The following is a 16,495-nucleotide window of genomic DNA, read 5'->3' as shown; positions in this document are numbered from 1 at the left end:
AATCGCGTTTTCGAATCCCGGCGCAAGACTCTCGCAAAGCCTGACTAACCCCAATGTTGGAATATCTACCAAGCATGAGGCGGCCTGCAAAGGGAAATGTTGGGTGAAGTTGGGAAAAGCCGGTCAGAAACGGGATTAACCGTTTTTTCCTCCTTTCACCAGCTTATTTTCACTTTTTGTTCTCATGTCATTCCGCCCGGAACGACGGCGCAGCAGCATCAGACCCAGTATCGCCCACCCTGTCCCAGCCAGAAGCGCCGATCGCAGCCCCAGCCGGACATCCACGACATCGCGCATCCAGCGGCGACCATCCGGCATCTCCGCCCCCAGCCATTGCGCCACCAGCGCCGGCGTATCGGCGCTCCAGGCGCGCGGATCGAGCGGCCGCGCCGGATCGGCCAGCCACAGCCGGTCGTCGATCAGGTCCGCGTCACCCAGCAGCAGCACCTCCCCGCGCCCGATCCGCAGCCGCAGTGGAGCCACCTCCTGCTGTCCGCCCGATGACAGAGGCTGCATCCCGGCCATCGTCAAAAGCCGCCCATCCGGCAAGAAATGGCGTATTTCCCGGTCACGCACCGCCCCACCCCGCACGCCCCAATGCGCCAGCAGAGGGCCAAGCGTGCCGACCATCGGCGCCCGGCGCCGGTCGCCCAGCGGCAGACCGGAGGGCCAGCGCAGACGCGGATCGGTGAGCAGCAGCAGCCGGCCGCCATCCCGGACCCAGCGGTCAAGCGCGACCAGCGCCTGCGGCGTCATCGATCGGGGCTGCGCCAGCAGCAGCACGGGCGCGCCGGATGCGGCCAGGGCCCGCACATCATCGATCGGCCGCACGTCGAACCGGCTGCGCAGCAGCGTGACGATCGGCGCGTCCCGCCTTATCCCTGCCCCCCCCTCTTCCCAGAAAAGCGGCAGCGCGGTGATGACGGCGAGCAGCGGACGATCAGGCTGGGAGGAAATGGGACGGGCCGGCCCGAAGCCAAGCAACAGCAGCGCCGCGGCCAATGCGACACATGCCGGCAGCCAGCGCCGCTGCCACAGCAACGCACCACCGCCGGCCGCCGCCAGCGCCAGCAGCAGCAAGCCGATCATGGCCCAGGGGTCGGGCATGCGTGCAGCAGCCAGGGCGCAGAAGAGCAGCACCATCCCGGCGCCACCCAGCCCCACCCACAGCGCATGCAGAAAGTCCCGCCGCGCCAGCCACCACCCCGTTGGCACGAGCAACAGCAGCGCCGGCCAGCCCCAGCACCATGGGTCCGCCTGCCCGGTGCGCCAGGCAGCCGCCAGACCGGCGAGCAGCATCAGCGTCGCCGGTAGCAACAGGGTAAGCAATCGCGAAAGACAGCGAACGAACGACATCATCGCCCGTCAGGGCGTCTGCGGCGTGGGTTCCTGGTCCATCGGCTTGCGGATCTTGGGATCAGGCTGCAGATCGGGGACGATCGGCGCCATTTCCGGTGCGGGCTGCACACCCAGTTCGGCGAGCGGCTCCTTGGGCGTGGTGGCGGCGACAGCGGCATTGACGTCGATCGTCGGCACGGCCGGCGGCGCGGACGCAATATCGTCCACCCGCGCCTTGTCGATGACGATGTTCGCCAGTCCGACCAGCAGGACAACACCTGCCAGGCCGGTCAGCCCTATCTGAACGCGCTGCAACCCCTCCTGTCGGCGGGAATGATCAGCCATGAACATGCTCTATTTTATGCCGCCGCGACCCGTGTCGGCCCGTCAATTGTGCGCGAGCCAGGGGAATATCGTCAAGCCCTTCGATTCGAGCCACTGCCGGTTGTAGAGGGTCGACAGATAGCGGAAGCCGGTATCGCACAGGATTGTCACGATTTTCTTGCCCGGCCCAAGCTGTTTCGCAAGCGCCACGGTACCCGCGACATTGATGCCCGACGACAGACCCAGGCACAGCCCCTCCTCGGCCAGCAGGCGGCGGACCCACTCCAGCCCTTCCTCGTCGGAAATGCGGAACTGGGTGTCGATCGGCGCGCCTTCCAGATTGGCGGTGATGCGCCCCTGACCGATGCCTTCGGCGACCGAATTGCCCTCGGCCTTCAATTCGCCATGGGCATAATAATTATAGAGCGCCGCGCCATGCGGATCGGCGAGGCCGATGACGATATTCTCGTCATGCGCCTTGAGGCCCAGGCCCACGCCCGCGATCGTGCCGCCGGTGCCCGCCGCACAGATGAAGCCGTCGATCCGGCCTTCCATCTGGGTCCAGATTTCCTCGGCCGTGCCGACGATATGCGCCTTGCGATTGGCGATATTGTCGAACTGGTTGGCCCAGATCGCGCCCTCCGTCTCCTCCGCCAGGCGGCGCGAGGTGTGGACGAAATGACCGGGGTTGGAATAGGGCGCCGCCGGCACCGTCACCAGTTCCGCGCCCAGCGCGCGCAGCGTGTCCATCTTTTCCCGGCTCTGCGTCTCGGGCATGACGATGATCGACTTATAGCCCTTGGCATTGGCGACCAGCGCCAGGCCGATGCCGGTATTGCCGGCCGTCCCCTCGACGATCGTGCCGCCGGGCTTCAGCAGCCCCTTCTCCTCGGCATCATTGACGATGAACAGGGCGGCGCGATCCTTCACCGACGCGCCGGGATTGGCGAATTCGCACTTGGCGTAGATATCGCATCCGGTGGCTTCGGACGGACCGGCGAGACGCACCATCGGGGTATTACCGATCAGGGCGAGGCTATCTTTTTGGAGCAGCATGCACCCCGCATAGCGGAGCCGATACGTGCTTGCCAAGCAAGGGAATGCTGCGCCACGAAAAGAGCCGGTTTGCCCCGACTTCGCGCGCCGGTTGCCGGCCCCCGATCCGGGCCCGGCCCGATTCCGTGGAGGAATTGGAAAGGAAAATCGGCTATGTCAGGGCCGCGCGGCAATCGGGCCCGCTCGATACCGGCTGGATGATGCGGCTTTCGCGACAACAGGAACGATGGATCTGGCATGGTGGCCTGGGCGCACTGGCGCTTGCGGTGCTGGTCGTGCCGCATCTCATCACCGCCGCGCCGCTGGACATGCTGGCCGAGGATCATCATGGCCCTGACCCAGCCGAGCAGGCGGGCGCCAATTTCCCCGGCTCCGCCTTCTTCTATGCCGAAGGCGCCTTCGATCCGGCGCCCGGCGCGCTCACCATCCAGAGCCCGCACGTCATGGGCCTGGCCGAGGTCAAGGCGGCGCCGGCCGCCACCTTCCGTGGCCTCACCGCGACCGACAGCTATCGCGCGCTCAACTGCCTGACGTCGGCCATCTATTATGAAGCCGGGAACGAGCCGGAGGAGGGGCAGCGCGCCGTGGCACAGGTGGTATTGAACCGCGTGCGCAGCCCGCTCTGGCCCAACAGCGTCTGCGGCGTCGTCTATCAGGGGTCGGAACGCACCGACTTCCACTGCCAGTTCACCTTCAGCTGCGATGGCGCCATGGCCCGCCTGCCCAACGCCGTCGCCTGGGTCCGCGCGCGCGGCATCGCCCAGCAGGCCCTGTCGGGCAAAGCCTATGCCCCGGTGGGCCTTGCCACCCATTATCATACGCTCGCCGTCCGCCCGGCCTGGTCCGCGACGCTGCAGCCGGTTGCCGTGATCGGCGCCCATATCTTCTATCGCGGCATGGGCTTCAACGGCACGCCCGCCGCCTTCAGCGACGCCTATCCGGGGCGCGAACTGATATCCGGCCCTGCCCGCCGGATCTGGCCGGTCCAGCCGGTGACGCCCATCGAACTGATGAGCGCCGGACCGGCAACCGCCTACGTGCCCCTGCCGACGGCCGCGCCCTCCACGCCGGCGACGCAGCCAGCCCCCGCGCCCGCCCTCACTGCACCGATCGACAATCTGCCGGAATCGACGATCCGTCCCGAATATCGCAACAGCGGCCGGCCGCTCGGTTGAACCGCACCATCTTTTTGCGCTCGCCTGGCGAGATTATTTTAGGTTAGCATCCAATCAACCAGCGAAATGCCTGAAAACAAGGGCAATTAAAATTCGCGATCAGGAGCGGAAATCGGGAACCACCCGCTTTGCCGCTCGTTCTGCATTTCGGATAGCAAATCTTTTGCCCCCCGCTCTTGCTATCCAAAAAATATGAGCCCGGAACGCATCATCCCCCCCCCCCGACGCGTTCCGGGCTCAGACTTTTTCGGGCCACCCTCCCTCATCGTCGAACCAGCGTCAGCCGGCGGAACCCTTCCCGTCCAGGCGTGTTCTCCAGCGGTCACCGATATGGCTTGCCATGCGGTCGGCCGATATTTCGGAAGGAGAAACCGATGACCAAGACAATCGTCACCGCCCTGCTGCTCACCGGCTCGCTGCTGGTATCCGCCTGCAACACGGTGGAAGGCGCTGGCAGGGACGTGCAGAGCGCCGGCAAGGCCGTCGAGAAGTCGGCCAACTGATCAGATAAAAAGGCCCGCGTTTCGCGGGCCTTTTCTTATGCGGAAACTTCCTCTGCCGCCGCTTCTGCGGCGGCCCGTTTCGCCTGGCTGCGATCGGTGAACCAGATTGCGACCAGCGTGATTTCGTAGAGCAGCAGCAGCGGGATCGCGAGCATCAGCTGCGACACGACATCCGGCGGGGTCAGCACCGCGGCCAGGATGAAGGCGCCGACGATCATGTAGCGACGCATGCCCTTGAGCTGCTCGCGCGACACGAAGCCGGCCCGATTGAGCAGCATCAGCAGTACCGGCAGCAGGAAACAGATGCCGAAAGCCAGGATGAACTGCATCACCAGGCCCAGATAGCTGTCCGCGCTCGGCAGCGCCTCGACCTGCAACCCGCTGCCATTGCCCTGATAGCCCAGGAAGAAATGGAAGGCGGTCGGCATCACCACGAAATAGGCGAGGCTCGCGCCCAGTGCGAACAGGAAGGGGGTTGCGATGATGAAAGGCAGCAGCGCCTTCTTTTCCTTCGCATATAGCCCCGGCGCGACGAACGCCCAGAGCTGGTTGGCGATGATCGGGAAGGACAGGCAGAAGGCGCCGAACAGCGCGATCTTGATCTGCACGAAAAAGGCTTCGTAGAGCTTGGTATAGACCAGCTTGCCGCCGGCATCGCCAAAGGCTTCCTTGAGCGGATGCACCAGAATGGCGAAGAGCTGCTCCGAAAAATAGAAGCAGATCGCCCCGGTAATGGCGAGCGCGTAGACGCATTTGAGCAAGCGGCTGCGCAGCTCGATCAGATGGTCCAGCAAGGGCGCCTTGCTGTCGTCAATATCGCCGATCATGCCGCCGCATCCCCCTGCTTGGGTGCAGCGGGCTCTTCCGCGACATAGGGCGGCTTGTCCGCAACCGGCGGCGGCGCGGCCTCCGCCACATAGGGCGGCGCATCGACAGCGGGGGCCGCCGGCGCTTCCGCCACATAAGGCGGCTTGTCGTCTACAGCCGAAGCAGCGGGCGCATCGCTGGCCGAACCATGCTCGATGACCTGGGTTTCGGGAACCTGGGTCTCGGGCGGATGCTCGGCCATGATACGCTTATTCTGCTCGGCCCATTTCTTTTCCAGCTCTTCCAGCTCGACTTCCCGCACCATGGCATCAATGCCGGTGCGGAAATGCCGGGCCATGCCCTGGGCCTTCCCCACGATCTGCCCCACCTTGTAGAGCGCGCGCGGAAGATCCTTCGGGCCGATCACGATCACCGCAATGATCACGATCACCAGAAATTCGGTCGAATCGATGCCAAACATGCGCGACTACCAGCCTGCGTTAGAGATCAGGCCTTGGTCTTTTCTTCAGTTGCGCTCGGCGCATCCTGCTCGGGCACGCGATGACCCTCGATCCGGGTCGCGGGCTTTGCCGGCGTCGCGTCATCCTCGTCGTCGGCCATGCCCTTCTTGAAGCTCTTGATGCCCTTGGCCACGTCACCCATCAGGCCGGAAATCCGGCCGCCACCGAACAGCAGCATGACGACCAGGAGCACGATCACCCAGTGCATCAGCGAGAAAGAACCCATTTTCACATACTCCTGAAAGGAGGCCTTTCTAGGCCTCTTCCTCATCCTTTTCCAGAACGGATTGACCGCCCAGACCCTCCAGCGCCAAATCCACCGGATCCAGCAACCCCGCAGCCCGCAAATCGTCCAGACCCGGCAAGTCCCGGCGGCTGCTAAGGCCAAAATGTGACAGAAACTCTACGCTGGTCGCATAGATGAGCGGGCGACCCGGCACTTCGCGCCGCCCCACCGGACGCACCCATCCGGCCTCCATCAGCACATCCAGCGTGCCCTTGGCCACCTGAACCCCGCGAATCGCCTCGATCTCCGCGCGGCTAACCGGCTCATGATAGGCGATGATCGCCAGCGTCTCCATCGCCGCGCGCGACAGCTTGCGCGTCTCGTCCCGTTCCCGCCGCAGGATATGCGCCAGGTCGGCCGCCGTCTGAAAATGCCAGCGCCCGCCCCGCTCGACCAGATTGACGCCGCGCCCGGCATAATCCTGCGCCAGCCCGGCCAGCGTCGCGGGCAGGTCGCCGCCATCGCCGACATGGGCGCGCAGTTCGGCGGGCGTCAGCGGTTCCTCCGACGCGAACAAGGCCGCCTCCACCGCGCGCGCGAAATCGTCCATCTCCCGGATCACCGCAACTGCTCCCATTGATCGCCCGACAGCGCCGCCCGCAGATAGATCGGCTCGAATATTCCGTCCTGCCTTATGTCCACTCGCCCCTGCTTGGCCAGTTCCAGCATCGCCACGAAGCTGCTGGCCAGCGCCGATTTCGCCATCGGTCCGTCGCGATCGTCGGGCAGGAAGGATTCCAGGGTCTTCCAGTCGAGCGCCGACCCGACCAGCGCACTCACCCGCTGGATCGCCTCGTCCAGGGTCATGACTGGCCGCACCGCGACCATATGCACCACCGGCTGGTTACGCGCGCGGATCTGGCCATAGGCCTGGATCAGATCATAAAGGCTGGCGCTCCACTTCGCCCGCCGCACCATGTGCAGCCCCTCGGGCCGGGGGCGGACGAACACGTCGCGCCCGATTCGATCGCCGGCCATCAGCCGCGCGCCGGCCTCGCGCATGGCGTGCAACCGTTGCAGCCGCAATTGCAGCCGCAGCGCCATTTCCTCGGGACTCGGCTCGGGCTGCGCTTCCTTGGGCAGCAGCATCGCCGATTTGAGATAGGCCAGCCAGGCCGCCATCACCAGATAGTCGGCCGCCAGTTCCAGCTTCAGCTGCCGCGCCCCATCGACATAGGCCAGATACTGCTCGACCAGCGCCAGGATGGAGATTTCGCGCAGGTCGACCTTCTGCGTCCGCGCCAGCGCCAGCAACAGGTCGAGCGGCCCCTCCCAGCTTTCGAAGCTGACGGTCAGGACCTCGGCGGGCGTCGCAGCCGGGGCGGTGAAGAGATCGTCCATCGCCCCCGCGTCCGCGATCAGGCCGGAACCAGCGCCAGCAACGTATCGCGGGTCGCCAGCAACTCCTCGAACGGCGGCAGGTCGGCGACATGGGCCGACGCCATCGCCCGATCGAGCCGCGCCCGCGCAGCCGGCGTGATCTCCGGCAGCAGATTGGCAATGCCGACCATATCGTCCATCCGCCCCCAGCAATTGAGCGCTAGGTCGCACCCGGCCGCGACCACGTCGGCGGCCAGTTCGGGAATCGAGCCCTTGAGCGCCTTCATGTCGAGATCGTCGGACATCAGCAGCCCGTCAAAGCCGATGCGCTGGCGAATAATCTCCTCGATCACGATCGGCGACAGGCTGGCCGGCCGGTCGGCATCCCAGGCGGTGTAGACGACATGGGCGGTCATGCCCATCGGTGCGTCCTTGAGCGCACGGAACGGCGCCAGGTCGGTTTCCAGTTCTTCCGTCCCGGCATGAACGACCGGCAGCTCCAGATGGCTGTCGACCAGCGCGCGGCCATGGCCAGGCATATGCTTGACGATGCCCACGACATTGCCGTCGGCCAGCCCCTCGATCACGGCCCGGCCAAGCGCCGCGACGCGCATCGGCTCGGCGCCCAGCGTCCGGTCGCCCATGATGTCGCTCGCGCCCGCCTGCCGCACGTCCAGCAGTGGCAGCGCATCCACCGTGATGCCAACCTCCGCCAGCATCAGCGCGAGCGCCCTTGCATTGGCCCGCGCCGCCGCGATCGCGCTGGACGGCGCAATGTCATAGAGGCGGTCGAACACGGCGCCGGCGGGAAAGCTGGGCCAGACCGGCGCCTGCATCCGCGCGACCCGGCCGCCCTCCTGATCGATCATGATCAGCAGGTCGTCGCGCCCGTGCAGCGCGCGCAGTTCGTCGGTCAGCGCCCGCACCTGCGCGCGATCGGCGATGTTGCGCTTGAACAAGATATAGCCGGCCGGCTGCGCCTCGGCAAAGAAGGCGCGCTCGTCGGCGGTCAGGGTTTCGCCGGATAGGCCGAAGATGACGGGTTTCATGACGCCGATGCTAATGACTAAGGCGCGGGCTGTCGACGCCCGCGCCCTGTTTGGGTCAATTGACGATGATGCAGCTTTCGCCCGCGACCTTCAACTTGCCGCAAACGGTGCCCGCCTGCCCGCCGGCGCTGGCGCGCAGGCGATAGACTGTGCTGCCGCCCACTTCGGCCGGCTCGACCGACATGGCAAGCGGCGCCAGATAGGCAAAGCGCTTCGACAGGCGGCCCCAGGCATCCTTGGCGCCCGACGCGCTGCCATAGGCGCCCAGCTGGATGACGCCGCTGCCGGCCGCCTTGGGCGCGGCGGCCTTGGGCGCGGCCCTGGTCTCGTCCTCGACCTTGGCGGTAACGCTCTGCGCGGGCTTGGCGGGAACAGCAGGCTTGGTGCCTGCAGGGGCAGCGCCGGTCGGGATGATTGGCGCCTCGGGCACGCGGCTCGGGTCGATCTGGCCATCACGGGCCACGCCCTCGCTCGCGGCGAAGCTGGCATCGCCCTCGCCCTGGAACTTCTTGGCGTCCGCTTCCTTGGCCGCGATCTTGTAGTCGCCCTGCGGCGCGGCGATCAGTTGCCCTTCGCCCGCGCCGCCGCCGTTGCGGTTCTGCAGCCACCACATGCCAGCGACCACCGCGCCGATCAGCACCAGCCCCAGGATGATGAGGCCCAGCAGGCGCAGCGGCGAAATCCGCTCCTCATCCGCCTCGTCGAGCGCAGGTTCCAGCCAGGGCAGCCGGTCCTCGTCATCGAGGTCAAGTCGCCCACGTGCATAGTCACCCATTATCGAAACTCCGCTCGGCTCACTGCATTTCGGTCAGCGCGACCACGCCCATCAGGGCAAGGCCGTTGCGGATGATCTGCCCGATTCCGCGGCTCAAGAAAAGCCGGGCCGAGGTGAGGGCCGGATCGTCCGCCAGCACCACGCGCGCGCGCGGATCATCATTGCCCATATTCCACCAGCCATGGAATGCCGAAGCCAAGTCATTGAGATAGAAGGCAATACGATGCGGTTCACGAGCCTGCGCCGATCCTTCGACGACGCGCGGGAACTGCGCTGCCAGCTTCACCAGGTTCAGCTCCGCCGTCCCAAGCAGGGACAGGTCGGGCGCGGGAAGGTCGATCCCGGCCTCCTCTGCACGGCGGCCGAGCGAGGAAATGCGGGCATGGGCATATTGCACATAGAAGACCGGATTGTCCTTCGAGGCTTCCACCACCTTGGCGAAATCGAAGTCCATCTGGGCATCGGCCTTGCGCGTCAGCATGGTGAAGCGGACGACATCCTTGCCCACTTCGCGCACGACATCGGCCAGCGTCACGAAGTTACCGGCGCGCTTGGACATCTTCACCGGCTCGCCATCGCGCAGCAGGCGGACCATCTGGATCAGCTTGACGTCGAACCGCGCCTTGCCCTCGGTCAGGGCGGCGACGGCGGCCTGGATGCGCTTCACCGTGCCGGCATGGTCAGCGCCCCAGATGTCGATCAGTTGGTCGGCGCTCTGCGCCTTCTGGAAATGATAGGCCATGTCGGCACCGAAATAGGTCCAGCTGCCATTCGACTTCTTGATCGGCCGATCCTGGTCGTCGCCGAACCTGGTCGAACGGAACAGCGGCAGCTCCACCGGCTCCCAATCGTCGGGCAGTTCGCCCTTGGGCGCTTCCAGCACGCCGTCATAGACCAGGTCATGGGCACGCAGCCAGGCTTCGGCCTCGTCGGGCTTGCCTGCTGCCTGCAATTCCGCCTCCGACGAGAAAATGTCGTGATGGATGCCCAGCAGCGCGAGATCGCTGCGGATCATGTCCATCATCTTCGCCACGGCAAAGGTGCGGAACAGGACCAGCCAGTCGGCTTCGGGTGCGCCGACGAACTTGTCGCCATATTCGGCGGCCAGCGCCTGCCCCACCGGCACCAGATAATCGCCCGGATAAAGCCCCTCGGGGATCGCGCCGACATCCTCGCCCAGCGCTTCACGATAGCGGACATGCGCGGAACGGGCGAGCACATCGACCTGGCCGCCGGCATCATTGATATAATATTCGCGGATCACCTTGTGCCCGGCATATTCCAGCAGGGTGGCGAGCGCGTCGCCGACCACCGCGCCGCGGCAATGGCCCATATGCATGGGGCCGGTGGGGTTGGCCGAGACATATTCGACATTCACGGTCGTGCCCGCGCCGAAATCGGACCGGCCATAATCGGCGGCCTCGGCATGGATCGCCGCCAGTTCGGCGCGCCAGGTCGGGTCGGTCAGGGTCAGGTTGATGAAGCCGGGGCCGGCAATGCTGGCCGCCTCGACCTCGTCCAGCGCCTGCAGCTTGGTCACGATCGCATCGGCCAGCGCGCGCGGATTGGTGCCGGCGGGCTTGGCCAGCACCATCGCGGCGTTGGTGGCCAGGTCGCCATGGCTGGGATCGCGCGGCGGCTCCACCGTCACCGGCTTGCGGTTGAGGCCGGCGGGCAGCATGCCTTCAGCCTCCAGCGCGTCGAGCACGGCATCGAGATGGGCGGTGAAACGGGTGTAAAGGGACACGGGCATTTCCTTCAACTCCGTTCGCCCTGAGCGAAGTCGAAGGGCCAGGCTGAACGGAGTGAAGCACTTCGCTTCGCTCAGTGGCGGGCTTCGACTTCGCTCAGCCCGAACGGAAACAAATCAACGGGCTTAACGGGTCGCGTTATATTTGAGCTGATCCTGGGTCAGGTTGAAACCCACGAGCAGCTCGAAGCTGGTTCGCTGCAGCGCCGCCTTGACGTCCGGCTGGGCGAAGGGGTCGATCGCGGCATCCGCGTCGCCTGCCTTGCGCTTCTGCGTGATCTTCTGCTGAATTTCCGGCGGCAGCGTGGCCGATGCCTTGTCGACATAGGAGCCGGCCGTCGCGGTCGCGGTCGCGCGATATTCGCCCGGCGCGAAGTTCAGCGTCACCTGGCCGATCCGCTTGGCGACGACGGCGCTGCCGCCCCGCACGATCGCCGAGAAATAGGGCAAGGTCACCTGGCGCGCGGCGCTGGCGTCGTTGCGACGCGCATTCACCACGAAGGTTGCCTGGGTATAAAGCTGGGCGCCATCGGAACAGGTCGAGCGCAGATCGGTGATGTTCGCCACCACGTCGATCGCGGAGGCATCGCGGCTCTGGGCCGGATTGAACAGGGTCACGTCACCGGTATAGGCCGGGATTGCAGCCACCGGGCAAGCCGAACGCACCGTGACGATACCGCCCGTCGGGTCGATTTCCCCCCGGCGAGAACAGCCGGCAAGGGCAAGGGCGAGCATTCCGGTCAACGCAATTCGGGACAATGTCACAGGCAGCAATTCCTCAGCATGCCCCTTGGACAGAGGCGTCCGGCTTCCTTATCCATCCCCCGCCGCCCACGCAACACAAAGCGCGGTGATTTGCGTTGGCCCTTCCTTCGGGCGCGACATTGCCCTAAGCCGCGCCCATGACGCAGAGCCCCGCCCCTCGCCCGCCGATGACCCTGTTGATCGCTGCCCCGCGCGGCTTCTGTGCCGGTGTCGACCGCGCCATCATCATCGTCGAGCGCGCGATCGAGAAATATGGCGCGCCGGTCTATGTCCGCCATGAAATCGTCCACAACAAGTTCGTGGTCGACAGCCTGAAGGCCAAGGGCGCGATCTTCGTCGAGGAACTGGACCAGGTGCCCGACGGCGTGCCGGTGGTCTTTTCCGCCCATGGCGTGCCCAAGGCGGTGCCGGCCAAGGCGGAGGAGCGCGGCCTCGACTATCTCGACGCCACCTGCCCGCTGGTCAGCAAGGTGCATCGCCAGGCCGAACGCATGGTGACCGCCGGCCGCCACATCCTGTTCATCGGCCACAAGGGCCATCCGGAGGTGATCGGCACTTTCGGCCAGGTGCCCGACGGCACGATGACGCTGATCGAAACGGTCGAGGATGCCGAGGCGCTGGCGCCCAGCGATGCCGACAATCTCGCCTTCCTGACCCAGACCACCCTGTCGGTCGACGATACCGCCGCGATCGTCGCCACGCTGGAGCGCCGCTTCCCCTCGATCATCGCGCCCAAGGGCGAGGATATCTGTTACGCGACGTCGAACCGCCAGACGGCGGTCAAGGCGATCGCCGCCCGCTGCGACGCCGTCTATGTGATCGGCGCGCCCAACAGCTCCAACTCGCTGCGCCTGGTCGAGGTCGCCGAGCGCGAAGGCACCCCCGCCCGCCTGATCCAGCGCGCCGAGGAAATCGACTTTGCCTGGCTGGAGGGCGTGACGACGCTCGGCCTCACCGCCGGCGCCTCCGCGCCGGAAATATTGGTGCGCGAAGTCGTCGACCGGATTGCCGAGCGCTTTGCCGTGACCGAGGAACAGGTCGAAACCGCGCAGGAGAATATCTCCTTCAAGCTGCCGCGCGGACTGGAGGTCGCATAACCCCCATGGCCGTTTATACGCACGTTCCCGCCGAAGAGATTGACGCCTTCCTCACCCGCTATGATGCCGGTCGGCTGGTGTCCGCCAAGGGCATCGCCGAAGGGGTGGAAAACAGCAATTATCTGCTCGAAACCACCGGCCATGACGGAAACGGCCACCGCTATATCCTGACCCTCTATGAAAAGCGGGTGGATGAAGCGGACCTGCCCTTCTTCATGGACCTGCTCGACCATCTGGGCGCGCGCGGCTGCCTGGTGCCGCGCTTCATCGCCGACACCGATGGCAAGCGGCTGCAACAGCTGGGCGGGCGCCCAGCCTGCCTGATCGAGTTTCTGACCGGCATTTCCGTGACCGAACCGACCCCGGCCCAGGCGCGCGCCTGCGGCGTGGCGCTGGGCGAACTGCACAAGGCGGCGCAGGGTTTTGCCGGCGAACGGCGCAATGCGCTCGACAAGGATGGCTGGCACGCGCTGGCCGCCAAGTGTGGCGATGATTTCGACCAGATTGCGCCGGGCCTTGGCGCCCGCGTGGCGGAGGAACTGGCCTTTCTCGACGCCCACTGGCCGGCCGATCTGCCGCGTTCGGTGATCCATGCCGACCTGTTCCCGGACAATGTCCTGATGCTGGGCGATGACGTCACCGGCCTCATCGACTTCTATTTCAGCTGCACCGACATTCGCGCCTATGATCTGGCCGTCACCCACAGCGCCTGGTGCTTCAGCAATGACGGCGCCACCTGGTTTGGCGACCGCGCGGCCGCGATCGGCGCAGGCTATGCCGCCGCCCATGGCCTGACCGATGCCGAACGGGCCGCCTTCCCGATCCTGTGCCGCGGCGCGGCGCTGCGCTTCCTGCTGACCCGCGCCTATGACTGGATCAACACGCCTGCCGACGCGCTGGTGACGCGCAAGGATCCGCTCGCCTATCTGCGCCGCATGGATTTCTACGCCAAGGCCGACCCGGCGGAGCTGCTCGGCGCATGAGCGACCTGCCGCAAGTCCAGATCTTCACCGACGGCGCGTGCAAGGGCAATCCAGGTCCGGGCGGCTGGGGCGCGGTGCTGCGCTTTGGCGACCAGGAGAAGGAAATCTCCGGCGGCGAGGCGATGACCACCAATAACCGCATGGAGATGATGGCCGCGGTCGAGGCGCTCAATACGCTCAAGAAGCCGTGCCAGGTGACGCTCTACACCGACAGCAAATATGTCATGGACGGCATCACCAAATGGATCTTCGGCTGGCAGAAGCGCGGCTGGAAGACGGCCGACAACAAGCCGGTCAAGAATGTCGAGATCTGGCAGGAACTGGTGAAGGCCGCCGCCCGGCACAAGCTGACATGGCAATGGGTCAAGGGCCATGCCGGCCACCCGGAAAATGAGCGGGCCGATGCCCTCGCCTGCGCCGCGGCGGAAAGCTTCCGCAAATAGGGACGGACGGGGAGGTCACCCTCCCCGCGCCGCGCAGCTTATTCGGCTTCTTCGATCGGCGCGCCGGGGCCGTTCTTCAGGATCGACTCGATCGCATTCTTCGCGCTCGCCTTGGAGCTGTAGCCCTCGGTCCAGAAGATGATCTCGGCATTATATTTGAACTTGGCCACGAACTCGCCGGCCTTGTTCTTCTCGATCACGAACTTGTGCGCCATCATGCTCTCCTGCTGGTTGCGCTATCGAAACCGTTGGGGAGCATAAGCAGCGATATCGAGGCTGGCAATCGCCTGCGGCAGGACCGCGCCGGTCAACAGGCTGGCCCCCAGCAGCGCCGCCGCCGGCGCGGTCTGGATGCCGAAACCGCCCTGCCCGGCGAACCAGAAGAAGCCCTCGACCGCCGGCTCGAAGCCATAGACCGGCACGCGGTCCGGCGCGAAGCTGCGCAGCCCCGCCCATTTGCGCTCGACCGCCGCGATCCGCCAGTCGACCGCCGCCTGGAACCGGTCGATGGCCTGCGCGATCGCCAGCTCCTCGGGCGCGGCGTCGCAGGGGGGCGAAGCGACCTCGTCATGCGGCGTCAGCCAGATCCGCCCCCGCCCCTCGGGCTTGAAATAGAAGCCGCCCTGCATGTCCATCACCAGCGGCATCTCGTCGGCTGGCATATCCTCCAACCGCAACTGCACCACCGTCCGGCGATAGGGCGTGATGCCGACCGGCGCGACACCGCAGGCCACGGCGACATCATCCGCCCAAGCCCCGGCAGCATTGACCAGCAGGCCGCATTCGATCGGCCCGTCACGGGTCTCGATCCGCCAGCCATCGCCCTGTCGTTCGGCGTGCTCTAGCCTTGCCCCCAGCCGCATTTCGCCGCCCAGCCTGCGGAACCGGCGCAGATAGGCCTGATGCAGCGCCCCGACATCGATGTCGCGGCAACTCGGTTCCAGCACACCCAGCACCCAGTCGGGCCGCAACCCCGGCACCAGGCTCGCCGGCACCACCGGCTGCAATTCGACCGCCCCGGCAAAATCGGCCAGCAGCGCGTCGCGCAGCCCCTCATCCCCGGCCCGGCCGATATGCAGCGTGCGGCGCGGCGACAGGAAGGAGCCATCGAAGAAATCGGGATCGGGCGACTCCAGCAGCCTGCCCGAGGCCGTGGTCAGCGGCTGGACCACCGGCCCGCCATAGGTTTCTTCCCAGAAGGCGACCGATCGCCCCGTCGCATGATAGCCGGCGCGATCCTCCATCTCCAGGATCAGCACCCGCGCCGTTTCCGCCAGCGCCGCGCCCAGGCTGGCGCCCGCAATCCCGCCACCGACAATCACGATATCGGGTCTGTTCAACGGGCAACCTCATCCAGGAAACGGTCGATCCGCCCCAGCGCATCGAGCCGCACCGGGTCGAGCTCGCGCAAAATTTCATGCGCGGCCTCGCGCCCATAGACATGCAGGCGGGCATCGGGCAAGCGCGCCGCGATGCGCCGGATGGCCGGCGTCGATACCAGTTGGTCGCGACAGGCGGCCAGGACCAGGGTCGGCGTCGCGATTCGCTCCGGCCCGTTTCCGGCCTCCAAGGCGCGAGTCGACTCGAGCGCCAGCCGCACCCAGTTCCAGCTCGGCGGCCCCAGCGCAATGTCCCGGCTATGGTCCCGCCACCAGATTTCATCGGCGTAGCGATCGGGATCATGGGTGAGCCGCTTCTGCCGCATCTGGCGCTGCCGCTCGCTCTCTTCCTTCTGTGTCCAGGCCTGCTTTTCCCCCTGGCCGATCCCGCACATGAAATTGGCGATCGCCACCGCCAGCCAGCGCGGCAGCGGGGCGGTATGCAGCCCCAGCATCGGCGCCACGGCCACGGCCGCATCGGGTGCAGGCAGGCCTTCGGCCAGCGCCCGCAACAGCATATGCCCGCCCATGCTGTGGCCCAGCATGACCGTCGGGCCGCTGCCCTCCGCGCGCCAATCATCTGAAAGCGCGCGCAAATCGCCAACCCACCGGGCGAAGTCGTCGATATGGCCGCACAGTGGATCATCGGTCAGCCGGCCCGACCCGCCCTGTCCGCGCCAGTCGAAACTGGTCACCGCCCAGCCGCGCTGCGCCCAGTGGTGGATCACCTCCAGATATTTCTCGATCATGTCGCCGCGACCGTTGAGGATCAGCATCCGGCCACGGGTGCCAGCGCCCAGCCGATAGCGGCGGATCGGCCAGCCGTCGGTGGCCTGCCAATAATCCAGCTGGCCACCCATTGGCCAGGCACGACGGTCAAGGGCGGGCGACGGGAAGATCGGCGAATCCATGGGCCATGGTTAC

Annotated in this window: 20 protein-coding genes; 5 read left to right on the top strand and 15 right to left on the bottom strand. The window is 66.2% G+C overall.

Features of this window, described 5'->3' with window-relative positions; genetic code table 11:
• Positions 1–135 precede the first annotated feature (135 nt).
• Genes HH800_RS03345 through HH800_RS03335 form a run of 3 tightly spaced genes read right to left on the bottom strand, consistent with a single transcriptional unit; the run spans position 136 to position 2,718 of the window.
• Positions 136–1,359 (bottom strand): Gldg family protein, encoded by a 1,224-nt coding sequence (locus HH800_RS03345; RefSeq protein WP_169860182.1) that lies wholly within the window; start codon positions 1,357–1,359, stop codon positions 136–138.
• 6 nt (positions 1,360–1,365) lie between these two features.
• Complete coding sequence (locus tag HH800_RS03340) at positions 1,366–1,683, bottom strand: hypothetical protein (RefSeq protein ID WP_004207970.1); 318 nt, start codon at positions 1,681–1,683, stop codon at positions 1,366–1,368.
• Positions 1,684–1,725: 42 nt separating this feature from the next.
• A complete protein-coding gene (locus HH800_RS03335; RefSeq protein WP_169860181.1) occupies positions 1,726–2,718 on the bottom strand; it encodes a cysteine synthase A in 993 nt (330 codons plus the stop codon).
• Positions 2,719–2,915: 197 nt separating this feature from the next.
• Here HH800_RS03335 and HH800_RS03330 point away from each other — a divergent pair, with 197 nt between their 5' ends.
• Complete coding sequence (locus tag HH800_RS03330; protein WP_169863215.1) at positions 2,916–3,893, top strand: cell wall hydrolase; 978 nt, start codon at positions 2,916–2,918, stop codon at positions 3,891–3,893.
• Between the two features lie 374 nt (positions 3,894–4,267).
• Positions 4,268–4,396, top strand: a complete 129-nt coding sequence (locus HH800_RS03325) for an entericidin A/B family lipoprotein (RefSeq protein ID WP_004207973.1) — start codon at positions 4,268–4,270, stop codon at positions 4,394–4,396.
• A gap of 35 nt (positions 4,397–4,431) precedes the next feature.
• Here HH800_RS03325 and tatC read toward each other — a convergent pair whose 3' ends face one another.
• The 9 genes from tatC to HH800_RS03280 all read right to left on the bottom strand — a co-directional run bounded on the left by tatC (position 4,432) and on the right by HH800_RS03280 (position 11,639).
• Positions 4,432–5,223 (bottom strand): twin-arginine translocase subunit TatC, encoded by a 792-nt coding sequence (gene tatC, locus HH800_RS03320; RefSeq protein WP_097384203.1) that lies wholly within the window; start codon positions 5,221–5,223, stop codon positions 4,432–4,434.
• Positions 5,220–5,684 (bottom strand): hypothetical protein, encoded by a 465-nt coding sequence (locus tag HH800_RS03315; RefSeq protein WP_004207975.1) that lies wholly within the window; start codon positions 5,682–5,684, stop codon positions 5,220–5,222. The genes tatC and HH800_RS03315 overlap by 4 nt, the downstream gene beginning before the upstream one ends.
• Positions 5,685–5,710: 26 nt before the next feature.
• A complete protein-coding gene (locus HH800_RS03310) occupies positions 5,711–5,950 on the bottom strand; it encodes a twin-arginine translocase TatA/TatE family subunit (protein ID WP_004207976.1) in 240 nt (79 codons plus the stop codon).
• 28 nt (positions 5,951–5,978) lie between these two features.
• A complete protein-coding gene (scpB, locus tag HH800_RS03305) occupies positions 5,979–6,560 on the bottom strand; it encodes an SMC-Scp complex subunit ScpB (protein ID WP_010336265.1) in 582 nt (193 codons plus the stop codon).
• Between the two features lie 8 nt (positions 6,561–6,568).
• Positions 6,569–7,351, bottom strand: a complete 783-nt coding sequence (locus tag HH800_RS03300) for a segregation and condensation protein A (RefSeq protein WP_169860180.1) — start codon at positions 7,349–7,351, stop codon at positions 6,569–6,571.
• 17 nt (positions 7,352–7,368) lie between these two features.
• Positions 7,369–8,379, bottom strand: coding sequence for a beta-N-acetylhexosaminidase (gene nagZ / locus HH800_RS03295; RefSeq protein ID WP_169860179.1), 1,011 nt, complete (start codon positions 8,377–8,379; stop codon positions 7,369–7,371).
• A gap of 55 nt (positions 8,380–8,434) precedes the next feature.
• Positions 8,435–9,154, bottom strand: a complete 720-nt coding sequence (locus HH800_RS03290; protein WP_169860178.1) for an SPOR domain-containing protein — start codon at positions 9,152–9,154, stop codon at positions 8,435–8,437.
• A 19-nt stretch (positions 9,155–9,173) separates the two neighbouring features.
• Positions 9,174–10,901 carry an arginine--tRNA ligase gene (gene argS / locus HH800_RS03285; RefSeq protein WP_169863214.1) on the bottom strand — a complete coding sequence of 576 codons (1,728 nt, stop codon included), beginning with the start codon at positions 10,899–10,901 and terminating at the stop codon, positions 9,174–9,176.
• 129 nt (positions 10,902–11,030) lie between these two features.
• Positions 11,031–11,639 carry a hypothetical protein gene (locus tag HH800_RS03280; RefSeq protein WP_010336260.1) on the bottom strand — a complete coding sequence of 203 codons (609 nt, stop codon included), beginning with the start codon at positions 11,637–11,639 and terminating at the stop codon, positions 11,031–11,033.
• A 167-nt stretch (positions 11,640–11,806) separates the two neighbouring features.
• Here HH800_RS03280 and ispH point away from each other — a divergent pair, with 167 nt between their 5' ends.
• From ispH to rnhA, 3 genes are read left to right on the top strand one after another with little or no spacing between them, the layout of a single operon-like run.
• The gene (gene ispH, locus HH800_RS03275) at positions 11,807–12,766 is read left to right on the top strand and encodes a 4-hydroxy-3-methylbut-2-enyl diphosphate reductase (RefSeq protein WP_169860177.1); all 960 of its coding nucleotides are present in this window, start codon (positions 11,807–11,809) and stop codon (positions 12,764–12,766) included.
• Between the two features lie 5 nt (positions 12,767–12,771).
• Positions 12,772–13,749 carry a homoserine kinase gene (gene thrB, locus HH800_RS03270; protein WP_169860176.1) on the top strand — a complete coding sequence of 326 codons (978 nt, stop codon included), beginning with the start codon at positions 12,772–12,774 and terminating at the stop codon, positions 13,747–13,749.
• The gene (gene rnhA, locus HH800_RS03265) at positions 13,746–14,192 is read left to right on the top strand and encodes a ribonuclease HI (protein ID WP_004207986.1); all 447 of its coding nucleotides are present in this window, start codon (positions 13,746–13,748) and stop codon (positions 14,190–14,192) included. The genes thrB and rnhA overlap by 4 nt, the downstream gene beginning before the upstream one ends.
• A 38-nt stretch (positions 14,193–14,230) precedes the next feature.
• On the opposite strand, the gene HH800_RS03260 is transcribed toward rnhA, so the two are convergent.
• The 3 genes from HH800_RS03260 to HH800_RS03250 are packed head-to-tail and all read right to left on the bottom strand — an operon-like array spanning position 14,231 to position 16,482.
• Positions 14,231–14,407, bottom strand: a complete 177-nt coding sequence (locus HH800_RS03260) for a YegP family protein (RefSeq protein ID WP_004207987.1) — start codon at positions 14,405–14,407, stop codon at positions 14,231–14,233.
• A 21-nt stretch (positions 14,408–14,428) separates the two neighbouring features.
• Positions 14,429–15,532, bottom strand: coding sequence for an NAD(P)/FAD-dependent oxidoreductase (locus HH800_RS03255; RefSeq protein WP_169860175.1), 1,104 nt, complete (start codon positions 15,530–15,532; stop codon positions 14,429–14,431).
• Positions 15,529–16,482 (bottom strand): alpha/beta hydrolase, encoded by a 954-nt coding sequence (locus HH800_RS03250; protein WP_169860174.1) that lies wholly within the window; start codon positions 16,480–16,482, stop codon positions 15,529–15,531. Before HH800_RS03250 ends, HH800_RS03255 begins: the two co-directional genes overlap by 4 nt.
• Positions 16,483–16,495: the final 13 nt, after the last annotated feature.

It is taken from the genome of Sphingobium yanoikuyae (assembly GCF_013001025.1).
GTDB classification, from domain to species: Bacteria; Pseudomonadota; Alphaproteobacteria; order Sphingomonadales; family Sphingomonadaceae; genus Sphingobium; species Sphingobium yanoikuyae_A.
This window is presented reverse-complemented; position numbering and strand designations above follow the sequence as displayed.

Excerpts from the sequence above, each read along its gene's own strand:
- HH800_RS03345 (WP_169860182.1), bottom strand. The coding sequence starts at position 1,359 with ATGATGTCGTTCGTTCGCTGTCTTTCGCGATTGCTTACCCTGTTGCTA.
- HH800_RS03340 (WP_004207970.1), bottom strand. The coding sequence starts at position 1,683 with ATGGCTGATCATTCCCGCCGACAGGAGGGGTTGCAGCGCGTTCAGATA.
- HH800_RS03335 (WP_169860181.1), bottom strand. The coding sequence starts at position 2,718 with ATGCTGCTCCAAAAAGATAGCCTCGCCCTGATCGGTAATACCCCGATG.
- HH800_RS03330 (WP_169863215.1), top strand. The coding sequence starts at position 2,916 with ATGATGCGGCTTTCGCGACAACAGGAACGATGGATCTGGCATGGTGGC.
- HH800_RS03325 (WP_004207973.1), top strand. The coding sequence starts at position 4,268 with ATGACCAAGACAATCGTCACCGCCCTGCTGCTCACCGGCTCGCTGCTG.
- tatC (WP_097384203.1), bottom strand. The coding sequence starts at position 5,223 with ATGATCGGCGATATTGACGACAGCAAGGCGCCCTTGCTGGACCATCTG.
- HH800_RS03315 (WP_004207975.1), bottom strand. The coding sequence starts at position 5,684 with ATGTTTGGCATCGATTCGACCGAATTTCTGGTGATCGTGATCATTGCG.
- HH800_RS03310 (WP_004207976.1), bottom strand. The coding sequence starts at position 5,950 with ATGGGTTCTTTCTCGCTGATGCACTGGGTGATCGTGCTCCTGGTCGTC.
- scpB (WP_010336265.1), bottom strand. The coding sequence starts at position 6,560 with ATGGACGATTTCGCGCGCGCGGTGGAGGCGGCCTTGTTCGCGTCGGAG.
- HH800_RS03300 (WP_169860180.1), bottom strand. The coding sequence starts at position 7,351 with ATGGACGATCTCTTCACCGCCCCGGCTGCGACGCCCGCCGAGGTCCTG.
- nagZ (WP_169860179.1), bottom strand. The coding sequence starts at position 8,379 with ATGAAACCCGTCATCTTCGGCCTATCCGGCGAAACCCTGACCGCCGAC.
- HH800_RS03290 (WP_169860178.1), bottom strand. The coding sequence starts at position 9,154 with ATGGGTGACTATGCACGTGGGCGACTTGACCTCGATGACGAGGACCGG.
- HH800_RS03280 (WP_010336260.1), bottom strand. The coding sequence starts at position 11,639 with ATGCTCGCCCTTGCCCTTGCCGGCTGTTCTCGCCGGGGGGAAATCGAC.
- ispH (WP_169860177.1), top strand. The coding sequence starts at position 11,807 with ATGACGCAGAGCCCCGCCCCTCGCCCGCCGATGACCCTGTTGATCGCT.
- thrB (WP_169860176.1), top strand. The coding sequence starts at position 12,772 with ATGGCCGTTTATACGCACGTTCCCGCCGAAGAGATTGACGCCTTCCTC.
- rnhA (WP_004207986.1), top strand. The coding sequence starts at position 13,746 with ATGAGCGACCTGCCGCAAGTCCAGATCTTCACCGACGGCGCGTGCAAG.
- HH800_RS03260 (WP_004207987.1), bottom strand. The coding sequence starts at position 14,407 with ATGGCGCACAAGTTCGTGATCGAGAAGAACAAGGCCGGCGAGTTCGTG.
- HH800_RS03250 (WP_169860174.1), bottom strand. The coding sequence starts at position 16,482 with ATGGATTCGCCGATCTTCCCGTCGCCCGCCCTTGACCGTCGTGCCTGG.